8 protein-coding genes and 1 pseudogene are annotated in these 10,328 nt (G+C 71.3%); 6 read left to right on the forward strand and 3 right to left on the reverse strand.

What is annotated here, in order from left to right; genetic code table 11:
• Positions 1 to 25 precede the first annotated feature (25 nt).
• Entirely contained in the window at positions 26 to 607 is a 582-nt protein-coding gene (locus tag AOK08_RS14155) for an adenylosuccinate lyase (RefSeq protein ID WP_055525895.1), read from the forward strand.
• A gap of 13 nt (positions 608 to 620) precedes the next feature.
• On the opposite strand, the gene AOK08_RS14160 is transcribed toward AOK08_RS14155, so the two are convergent.
• The 3 genes from AOK08_RS14160 to AOK08_RS14170 form a co-directional block, all read right to left on the reverse strand.
• Positions 621 to 1,148 (reverse strand): GNAT family N-acetyltransferase, encoded by a 528-nt coding sequence (locus tag AOK08_RS14160; protein ID WP_055525896.1) that lies wholly within the window; start codon positions 1,146 to 1,148, stop codon positions 621 to 623.
• Positions 1,149 to 1,187: 39 nt separating this feature from the next.
• Positions 1,188 to 1,598, reverse strand: a complete 411-nt coding sequence (locus AOK08_RS14165; protein ID WP_055525906.1) for a RidA family protein — start codon at positions 1,596 to 1,598, stop codon at positions 1,188 to 1,190.
• A gap of 66 nt (positions 1,599 to 1,664) precedes the next feature.
• Positions 1,665 to 2,714 (reverse strand): Rv2578c family radical SAM protein, encoded by a 1,050-nt coding sequence (locus tag AOK08_RS14170; RefSeq protein ID WP_055525897.1) that lies wholly within the window; start codon positions 2,712 to 2,714, stop codon positions 1,665 to 1,667.
• Positions 2,715 to 2,892: 178 nt separating this feature from the next.
• On the opposite strand from AOK08_RS14170, the gene AOK08_RS14175 reads away from it, so the two are divergent.
• From AOK08_RS14175 to AOK08_RS14195, 5 genes and pseudogenes are all read left to right on the forward strand, one after another.
• A complete protein-coding gene (locus AOK08_RS14175; protein WP_055525898.1) occupies positions 2,893 to 3,336 on the forward strand; it encodes an SRPBCC family protein in 444 nt (147 codons plus the stop codon).
• A gap of 181 nt (positions 3,337 to 3,517) precedes the next feature.
• The gene (locus AOK08_RS14180; protein WP_055525899.1) at positions 3,518 to 5,902 is read left to right on the forward strand and encodes an MFS transporter; all 2,385 of its coding nucleotides are present in this window, start codon (positions 3,518 to 3,520) and stop codon (positions 5,900 to 5,902) included.
• Between the two features lie 142 nt (positions 5,903 to 6,044).
• Positions 6,045 to 8,504: an ATP-binding SpoIIE family protein phosphatase gene (locus AOK08_RS14185; protein ID WP_055525900.1), complete on the forward strand. Its 2,460-nt coding sequence runs from the start codon at positions 6,045 to 6,047 to the stop codon at positions 8,502 to 8,504.
• Between the two features lie 220 nt (positions 8,505 to 8,724).
• Positions 8,725 to 9,450 (forward strand): class I SAM-dependent methyltransferase, encoded by a 726-nt coding sequence (locus AOK08_RS14190; protein ID WP_055525901.1) that lies wholly within the window; start codon positions 8,725 to 8,727, stop codon positions 9,448 to 9,450.
• A 301-nt stretch (positions 9,451 to 9,751) separates the two neighbouring features.
• Positions 9,752 to 10,328 (forward strand): annotated as a pseudogene (locus tag AOK08_RS14195) (hypothetical protein); the annotation flags it as partial.

Raw genomic sequence — 10,328 nt, forward strand, 5'->3', positions numbered from 1 at the left:
CGCCCGCGCACCTAATCTCGGCACCATGGACGAAGAGTTGCGATCACTCACGGAACGCTTACGGCCGGAGGCGGGGCCGGATGCCCGGCAGGCGTACGAACGCCTGGTGGCGACCGGTGACCTCGACGAGTTGGCCGATGTCCTCACCGCCCCCGGACAGCCGCTGTGGACCAGGGAGTTGGCCGCCTTCCGGCTGGGACTCGCGGGGGACCGGCGGGCCTTCGAGGCGCTCGTACTGCTCCTCAACCACCGTGACCCGCAGCGCTGCGCCTCCGCCGCGTACGCCCTGGCCCGCCTCGGCGACCCGCGCACGGCCCGAGCGGCAGCCGCCCTCGCGACCAACGAACTGCGCGTCGCCTACGCCCTGCACCCGGTCCGGCTGCTGGCGCAGCTGCGCGCCCCCGAGTCCGTACCCGCGCTGATCACCACGCTGGCCCGCCGTCTGAGACCGCACGACCCCCACCGGCGGGTCGCGCTCGCCTGCGTCGAGGCACTGGGCACGCTGGGGGACCGGCGCGCGGCACCGGTGCTGAACGAGGCCCTGGCGCACCCGGCGCTCGCCGAGGCGGCGGTGCACGCGCTGGCCCGCATCCCGAAGCAGAGGTGAACCGGGGGAACCGTCAGCCGAGGAGCTCCCGGACATACCGCACCTCCGGTACGGCGACCCCGTCCACGTCGAAGGGCTCCTCGGCGCCGTCGGCCATGAACCCCGCCCGCTGGTAGAACCGCCGGGCCCGGTCGTTGCCCTTGAGCACCCACAGGAGCATGCGCCGGTGCCCGGCGAGGGCACACCGGCGCACCGCCTCGCCCAGCAGCGCCCGCCCGACTCCGGCACCGAACCGCCCGGCGTCCACGTAGATCGCGTACAGCTCGGCGTCGTCGGTGCGGAACTCGCCGTCCCGGTAGGGCCCGTGACAGGCCCAGCCGACGACCTCGCCGCCCTGCTCCGCGACCAGGTCGACGACCTCGGACCCGGCCCCCACGAAGAACGTCCGCCGCCGCTCGGCGTCCTCCGCCGCGCTGAGGGAGTCGAGATACGGCTGCGGTATCAGGCCCCGGTAGGCGTGCTGCCAGCCCCGGACACGTATCTCGGAGACGCGGTCGCAGTCGTCGAGGGTCATCTCGCGGACGAGGATCGGGTCGTTCATGGCGGCATCCCGGGCGAGTCGGCGTACGGAGGTGTTCGATTACTCGGGTGCCGGCTCGGGCAGTACGGCGAACGCCTCGATCTCGATCAGGAACTCCGGGCGCACCAGCGAGACCACCTGTACCGCCGACGCCGCCGGCAGCCGGTCGTCGGGTATGTGTTCCGCGCGAGCCGCGCGGACGGCCGGCATGTGGGCCATGTCCGTGACGAAGTAGGTGAGTTTGACGACCTGGCCGAAGTTCGCGCCCGCCGAGGCCAGACAGCGGCGCAGGTTCTCGAAGATCTGGCGTGCCTGCGCCGCCGGATCGCCCTCGCCGACCAGCTTGCCGTCCTCGTCCAGGGCGAGCTGGCCGGAGACGGCGACGAAACGGCCGCTGCCCGTGACGACATGGGTGTACTGGGAGGCGGGCGCGACGCCGTCGGGGGCGGGAATCCAGGTCAGCTCACTCATGGGCCCATGGTGGACCACGGGTCTGACAACGCCCCCGACGGGCTGCCGCTCCTGTCCCGGAGGCCTTCAGAGCAGCGTCAGTTGGACCGGCTCGGGGGTCTCGGCGCCGTGCCCGGCCGGGACGGGCGCCGGGATCCTGCGGGGCATTCCCGCGCGCGTGGGGCCCATCCCGTACTCCTGGGCCAGGTCGTGGACCTGGCGGGTGACACGGCGCTGGTACCACTTGGGGGCGTACGCGCCCTCCGCGTACAACCGCTCGTAGCGGTGTACCAGATGCGGATGGTGGTGCCCGAGCCAGGCCATGTACCACTCGCGGGCACCGGGCTGCAGATGCAGCACCAGCGGGGTCACGGAGGTCGCCCCCGAAGCGGCGATCGCCCTTACGGTGGCCCGCAGTTGCGCCGGGTCGTCGCTGAGGAAGGGGAGCACCGGCGCCATCAGCACCCCGCAGCCGATGCCGTGCTCGCCCAGCGCCCGTACGACGTCCAGGCGCCGTTCCGGGGCGGGTGTGCCCGGCTCGACCGTGCGCCACAGGTCGGGGTCGGTGAAGCCGACGGAGACGGAGACGCCGACGTCCGTGACCTGGGAGGCCTCGACCAGGAGGTCGAGGTCGCGGAGGATCAGCGTGCCCTTCGTCAGGATCGAGAAGGGGTTCGCGTGGTCGCGCAGGGCGGTGAGGATGCCCGGCATCAGCCGGTAGCGGCCCTCCGCGCGCTGGTAGCAGTCGACGTTGGTGCCCATCGCGATGTGCTCGCCGAGCCAGCGGCGCGAGCCGAGCTGGCGGCGCAGCAGCTCCGGCGCGTTCACCTTGACGACGATCTGTGAGTCGAAGCCGAGACCGGTGTCGAGGTCCAGATAGCTGTGAGTCTTGCGCGCGAAACAGTAGACGCACGCGTGCGTGCAGCCCCGATAGGGATTCACCGTCCATTCGAACGGCATGCGTGAGGCCCCGGGCACCCGGTTGATGATCGAACGGGCCCGGATCTCGTGGAAGGTGATGCCTCGGAACTCGGGGCTGTCGAAGGTACGGGTGGTCACCGCGTCCGCGCCGAACAACGCGGCGTCGGCCGGGCCGGAGCCGGAGCCCGACTCCACTGTGAGGTTCTCCCAGCGCATGACACCTCCTCGGTTGGTACTGACCACAGAATAGAACACATGTTCCCTTGATCGTGCGATCGTATGTTCGAGTCCTGTGAAGCTCCTGGACAGTGGTCGCCCCGATTTGGGCGGCCGGGCGGCGGGGTGGTTGGCTGAGCGCGAACCCCCGAAGAACCGAAGCTGCTGGAGGAACGCAATGGCGCAGGTCGAGGCCACCACGGAGCGCATCGTCGCGGCGGACGCGGAGACGGTGTTCGACGCCCTCGCCGAGTACAGCGGCACGCGCGCGAAGGTGATGCCGGAGCAGTACAGCGAGTACGCGGTGCACGAGGGCGGCGACGGCGAGGGCACCCTCGTCCACTGGAAGCTCCAGGCCACCAAGAAGCGCGTCCGGGACTGTCTGCTGGAGGTCACCGAGCCCACCGACGGCGAACTCGTCGAGAAGGACCGCAACTCCTCGATGGTCACCACCTGGCGCGTCACCCCGGCCGGCGAGGGCAGGTCCCGGGTCGTCGTCACCACCGTCTGGGACGGCGCCGGCGGCATCGGCGGCTTCTTCGAGCGCACCTTCGCCCCCAAGGGCCTCGCCCGTATCTACGACGCCCTCCTCGACAAGCTCGCCGCCGAGGTGGAGAAGTAACCCAGGGGGCAGCCCTCTGAAGGGCGTTGACTCCCGCCCTTCACCTCCCTCCGTCTCCCCCGTGCCTCACCGGTTCGAGTGGATCTCTCTCCCGTACCTCGGTACGCCGTAACTCGTCGCGCCTGCTCGCAGTTGTCGCCAAAGCGGGAATTGTCGGCAGGTGCGACGAGGGGAGCGGTACATGGGCGGGATCACTCTGGTGCAGGACGAACCGGTGACCGCGCTCGCCCCACCCCCAGCACAGCCTCCGCAACTGGGGCCGCGCCAGGTGCGGCTGGTGTTCTTCGGGCTCATGCTCGCGCTGCTGCTCGCCGCCCTGGAACAGATGATCGTCGCCACCGCTCTCCCGAGGATCGTCGGGGACCTGCACGGCCTGGACCGGATGTCCTGGGCGATCACCGCCTACCTGCTCACCGCCACCGTCGGACTGCCCGTCTACGGCAAACTCGGCGATCTGTTCGGCCGCAAGGGCGTCTTCCAGTTCGCGATCGTCGTCTTCGTCATCGGCTCCGCGCTGGCCGGCCGGTCACAGACCATGGACCAGCTCATCGCCTTCCGCGCCCTCCAGGGCGTCGGCGCGGGCGGGCTGATGATCGGCGTGCAGGCGATCATCGCGGACATCGTGCCCTCGCGCGAACGCGGGCGCTTCGGGGGCCTCATCGGCGCCGCGTTCGGCCTCGCCTCGGTCGCCGGGCCACTGCTGGGCGGCTACTTCACCGACCACCTCTCCTGGCGGTGGTGCTTCTGGTTCAACGTGCCGTTCGGGCTGCTGACCCTGGCCGTCGTCACCGTCGTACTCAAGCTGCCGAAGCCGACGGCCAAGGCGCGGCTCGACCTGCTCGGTGCGCTGCTGCTCGCCGCGGTCTCGGCCTGTCTGGTGCTGCTGACCAGTTGGGGCGGCAGCGAGTACGCGTGGGGCTCGCGCGAGATCCTCGGACTCGGCGCCGGAGCCGTCGTGGCCGCCGTGCTCTTCGTCGTCGCCGAGCACTTCGCGCCCGAACCCCTCATCCCGCTGCGGCTGTTCCGGGACTCCGTCTTCAACGTCACCGCCCTGGTGGGCCTGGTGATCGGCGTCGCGCTGCTCGGGGCCGCCGGCTATCTGCCGACCTTCCTTCAGATGGTCGACGGTGCCACCGCCACCGAGTCCGGGCTGCTGATGCTGCCCATGATGGCCGGCATCGTCGGCGCGTCGATCGTCTCCGGCCAGCTCATCAGCCACACCGGCCGCTACAAGGTCTGGCCCGTCCTGGGCACTGCCGTTGCCGCCGTCGGCATGTGGCTGCTGTCCCGCCTCGAAGCGGACACGCCCCGGCTGCACTACAGCCTCTGGATGGCCGTCCTCGGCACCGGTATCGGCATGGTGATGCCGGTCCTGGTCCTCGCCGTGCAGAACTCCGTGCGCCCCGCCGACCTCGGCACCGCCACCAGCGCCAACACCTACTTCCGGCAGATCGGCGGGAGCGTCGGCGCCGCCGTCTTCGGCACCCTCTTCGCGAACCGGCTCGCCGAGTCCCTGCGAAACAGCCTCCCCACGCGCGCGGGTGCCGCTCTCCCCGCCCCCGACTCGATCACCCCGCAGCTCGTCCACACGCTTCCCCCGGCGCTGCGCGACAGCTACATCAGGGCGTACGCCGACGCCATGCCGCGCGTCTTCCTGTACCTCGTGCCGGTGCTGGTCCTCGGCCTGTTCATCGCCTTCTTCCTCAAGGAGAAACCGCTGGTGTCCCACCACACCGCCCCCGACGACCTCGACACCGCGACGATGCCGGCCCCTCCGGCGGTCCCGGAGGCCCGCGCGTCGTACGCAGCCGGAGTCCCGGTGTGCGGCACCGTCCAGCACCCGGACGGGACCGTCGTCCCGCGCGCGGCGCTCACGCTGATCGATGTCACGGGAACGCAGATCGGGCGCGGCGCGAGTGCCGAGGACGGGCGGTACACGCTGGCCACGCCCGGCGCGGGGGCGTACGTCCTGATCGCCGCGGCGGGCGGCCACCAGCCGCAGGCGGTCACCGTGACCGTCGGCGAGCGGCCCGTCGAGGTGGACCTCGTCCTGGGCGGCGCGGGGCGCCTGGCGGGCCGGGTGCGGACCGCGGACGGCGCTCCGGTGCCGGACGCCACCGTCACGCTCACCGATGTGCACGGCGAGGTCGTCGCCACCACCCGCGGCGGGTACGAGGGCGGGTACGCCATCACCGAGCTGGTGGCCGGCGAGTACACCCTCGCCGCCAGCGCGTCCGGGTACCGCCCGGCCGCGCACCCCGTCACCGTGCGGGCCTCCCGGGAGACCCGCCTGGACGTCGAACTCGCGGGCGGAGCCGTCCTGAAGGGCACCGTACGGGCGAGTGGCGGGCGGCCCGTCGGGGACGCGCGTGTGACGCTGCTCGACCTGGCCGGCAACGTCGTGAACACACTCACCACGGCCGCCGACGGAACGTACCGGTTCGCCGACCTGTCCACCGGCGAGTACACGGTCATCGCCTCCGGCTACTCACCGGTCGCCACCGTCCTCCAGGTGGCCGGCGGCGGCCGTACGGAACGCGACCTCCAGCTCGGGCACGACGACTGAGCGGGCAGGGCGCGTGCGGCGCGCGCCGGAGCGCGACGGCCAAGACCAATAACCGGATTGCCACACATCGCGACCGGCCGACGCCGTACGGTTGTCGGACGGCACAGATCTTGTGGAGCCGTGGGAAGAAGGAGCCTGCGCCATGGAGCATGGCACCGAGACGGGCGTACCTCTCAGCGGCGGAGCTGAGGAGAGCGCGCCGGCGGAGCACGCCGTGGCGGGCCGTATCCCGCTGGCCGTGGTCGTGGTCGACCGCGAGGGCCTGGTCTCGCACTGGAGCAGGGGCGCGCGGCGGCTGTTCGGTGCATCCAAGGAGGAAGCCCTCGGCCGGCCCGCCGCCGACCTGCTGCCCGTCTCCGGCGCCCTCCCCGACACCGACGACGAGGGTGCGACGCCGTACTCGTCGTACGACGGCCTCGGACCCGACCTGGAGTCCTCCCTCGACGGCGGGCTGTCGTACCGGGCCGCCGGTCGCGCCCGCATCACGGTGCCCGGCGACGACGCCCGCGTCGATGTGCTGTGGTGGGCCTACCCTTTGGTGGGACCGGGCCACGAGCGCCTCCTCGTGCTGGCCGCCGACACCGACGTACTGCGCCAGGACGACGACGACGTCGCCGTCGAGCGCATAGCGCCCGGATTCGCCCTCCACACGAACTTCCCCGGCGCCGACGAACTCGCCCGCCGACTCCCCGAGATCCTGCCCAGCATGAGTGTCGGGGAGAGCGCCCGGATCGTCGCCCAGATCCTCGAACTGGGCTATCCCGTCCTGGAGTTCAGCCAGAACGAGCTGATTCCGGTCACTCCCGACTGGGGTGTGGCCCGACGCGCCGAGCGCAAGGCCCGCCGGGAGCGGGCGGCCCGTGCCGTCCTGGCCGGCGAGTCCCTGCCCGAGGACCTCCGGGACGACGTCGAGGACCTCGAACACGCGGCGGTGCGCGAGCGGCTGGAGTTCCTCAACGACGTCAGCGGGCGCATCGGCACCTCGCTCGACCTGTCCCGCACGATCATCGAGGTCAGCAAGGCCGTCGTACCCCGCTTCACGGACGTGGCGGGCACCTATCTGCGCGAACAGGTCGTCGCCGGTGAGGGGTTCCCCGACGGGGTGCCCGACACGACGACGATGTGGCACCGCGTCGCCCTCGAACACACCGACGAGCCGGGCCGCTGGGACGACGTCGTACCGGTCGGCGAGGCCATGCCGTTCCCGGCGCACACCCCGTTCTTCCAGTGCATGACCAGCGGTCAGCCCGTCCTCGTGCCGCGCATCAGCGAACAGATGGGGCACATGATCGCCTCGCAGTTCGAGAAGCGGGACATCCGGCCGCTGATCACCGGCCGCTCCATGCTGGTCGTACCGCTGAAGGCCCGCAACGTCGTCCTCGGCTTCATGATCCTGCTGCGCCACCCGGAGCGCGCCGAGTTCAACGACATGGACCGCGTCACCGGCGCCGAACTCGCCGCCCGCGCGGGCCTCGTGCTCGACAACGCGCGCATGTACACCTACCAGGAGAGCGTCGCCGAGACCCTCCAGGACAGCATGCTGCCGCAGATCCCGCCGCGCATGGCGGGCTGCGACATCGCCACCCGCTATCTGCCCGGCACACTGCTGGGCCGGGTCGGCGGCGACTGGTTCGACTCCGTGAAACTGCCGGGCGCCCGCACCGCCCTCGTCGTCGGCGACGTCATGGGGCACGGACTCAACTCGGCCGCGATGATGGGCCAGTTGCGTACGGCCGTCCAGACCATGGCCGCCCTCGACCTGCCGCCCGCCCAGCTTCTGCGCAACCTCGACGACCTCGCCCAGCGCCTCGGCGACACGTACCTCGCGACCTGCCTCTACGTCGTCTACGACCCGATCGAGAGCGAGCTGCACCTCGCCAACGCGGGTCACATCCCGCCGGTGCTGGTCCGCGCGGTGGACGGCCGGAGCGAACTCCTCGACCTGCCCACCGGCGCGCCGATCGGCGTCGGCGGAGTGCCCTTCGAGGCGGTACGCGTGCGCGTGGAGCCCGGCGACCGGCTCGTGATGTGCACCGACGGCCTGGTCGAGGTGCGCGGGGAGGACATCGGCGTGGGCCTGGCCACCCTCTGCGAGTCCGCCGCCCACCCGGCCGCCTCCATGGACGACGCCTGCGACACCATCATCCGCGCCCTCAACCCGCGCGGGGGCCGCAAGGACGACGTGGCGCTGCTGATGGCCCGGCTCAACGGGATCGAACCCGACGACGTCGCCGAATGGCGGCTCGCCCTCGACCCGGCCGAGGTCGGCCGGGCCCGTGCCGTGGTCCGCGAACAAATCCACGAGTGGGGCCTGGCGCGGCTGGTGGACAGCGCCGAGGTGCTGGTCGGTGAGCTGGTCACCAACGCCGTACGGCACTCCCACGGGCGGCCCGTCGAACTGCGGCTGGTGCGCGGCGAGACCCTGCTGTGCGAGGTGGACGACGACGATCACACCCTGCCCACGCTGCTCAGCGCCGGGCCCACGGACGAGTTCGGGCGTGGGCTGAGAGTGGTCAGCACGCTGGCCCGCGAGTGGGGCGCGAGCCGTACGGGCACCGGCAAGACCGTGTGGTTCGAACTCACGTTGCCGCGCCGCCGCTGACACCCCGGCAGGTGTCGCCGACGCCGCCCTTTGGCAGTGCCCTGTGCTTGGATTGCCGTTGCCACGGGGCCGGGGAGGCGCGCGAGGCGCACACCGGCGTACACCTCTCGAACGAGCCGTGAAGGTATGCGCGGTGCGCTTGTGGGCGTAACCGGGGCACGGTAGACCGAACTGGCCCGTCACCTCGGACGGGCAGCCGTCGCACCCTGGGGAGTTGGGTATGAGCGTGACGAGTCGGTACAGGGAGGCCTGGGAGGGCTTCTGGCGCGAGGTGCCCCATGAACAGGGGGCCGTCTTCTGGGACGCGGAGCCCGTGCTGACTGTCGGGCTCCACCTCGCCGTCTTCGAACCGCACCTCGCGGACTTCGAGTTGCCCCTGCTCGACCTCGGCTGCGGCAACGGCACCCAGACCCGGTTCCTCACCGACCGGTTCACCCGGGTCGTCGGCGCCGATCTCTCGGCCGCGGCCCTGGACCGCGCGCGCCAGGCCGACCCGGCGGGCGCCGCCGAGTACGAACTGCTCGACTGCGCCGAGAAGTCGGAGGTCGAGGAGTTGCACGCGAAGCTCGGCGACACCAACGTGTACATGCGCGGGGTGCTCCACCAGTGCGACGCCGACGACCGGCAGACCCTCGTCGACGGCATCGCGACCCTCATCGGGCAGCGCGGCAGGGCCTTCCTGGTCGAACTGTCGCAGGACGCACGCCCGATGCTGATGGGCCTCGCAGAGAACCCCGAGGGCCCGCCGCCCAAACTGCGCCCGGTCCTCGAACACGGCATCGCACCCGGCGAGGTGGCGGACTCGGCGGTGCCCGTCTATCTGAGCGCGGCGGGCCTCCAGGTCCTCGGGAGCGGTGAACTCCCGCTCACCACAACGGAGTACACACCGGAGGGAACCCGCGTCGTGCTGCCCTCGAAGTGGGTCGTGGTGGCGCGGCAGCGCTGAGGTCACGGCGGCGCCGGACGGACGCCGGAGGCCGCCGTAATCACATCGAAATGTGGAGAACTGGTGGAGGATTGACGGGAGTCGCCGATCGTGGCGAGAATGCGATCACTTCGCTGGGCCTGAAGCGAGTGAAGTGACGCTAGTGACCTGGTCGCGCACGCCCTCGTGCGTCCGCCCGCGCCGGTCGCTGGCACCCGACACACTTCCCACACATTTCGATCCACAGAGGCATATTTTGTCGCGTTCGCACCAGTCCAGAACTCTGACTGTCCTCGCAGCAACCGCTTTCGCCGCCGCTGTCGTGCCCGTGCTCGGGGCGGGCACGGCGAGCGCGACCGCCGGGTGCGAGTCCGCCACCGTCCAGTACCGCTTCGCCGGTGACACCGAATGGACGTCGCAGGGTGGGTTCCACTCCTGGAAGGACGCTCCCAGCGCCGTCGAGGTGCGGCTGGCCCCGGGTCAGAACGTCGGGGAGGGGTGCAAGTACCCCGTGTCCCTGGCCGAGTACGCGACCGAGGGCCCGTACTGGGCCAACTCCGGTCACCAGACCCTGGTCGACAAGGCCACCGTCTACCTCACCTCCGCCGACGTCGCCGATGCCGGTGGCGCCGACAAGGCCTACCAGAAGCTGAGCGTCAAGGCGCCCGACTGCTACGGCCAGATCGACCTGTACGGCGACGACATCTCCTACGACGGCCAGACGGGCGAGGGCCACGGCCCCGCGCCCTACGAGCCCGAGGGCGTGTTCACGCCGTACCACCTCATAGCCGCCTGGAACGGTGGCGACAAGGCGTGCGACAAGGGCTCCTCCGAGCCGCCCGCCCCCACGCCGTCCGAGCCGAGCACCCCGGAGACCCCGACCACCCCGGACACCCCGA

The organism is Streptomyces graminilatus (genome assembly GCF_001418565.1).
GTDB lineage: Bacteria > Actinomycetota > Actinomycetes > Streptomycetales > Streptomycetaceae > Streptomyces > Streptomyces graminilatus.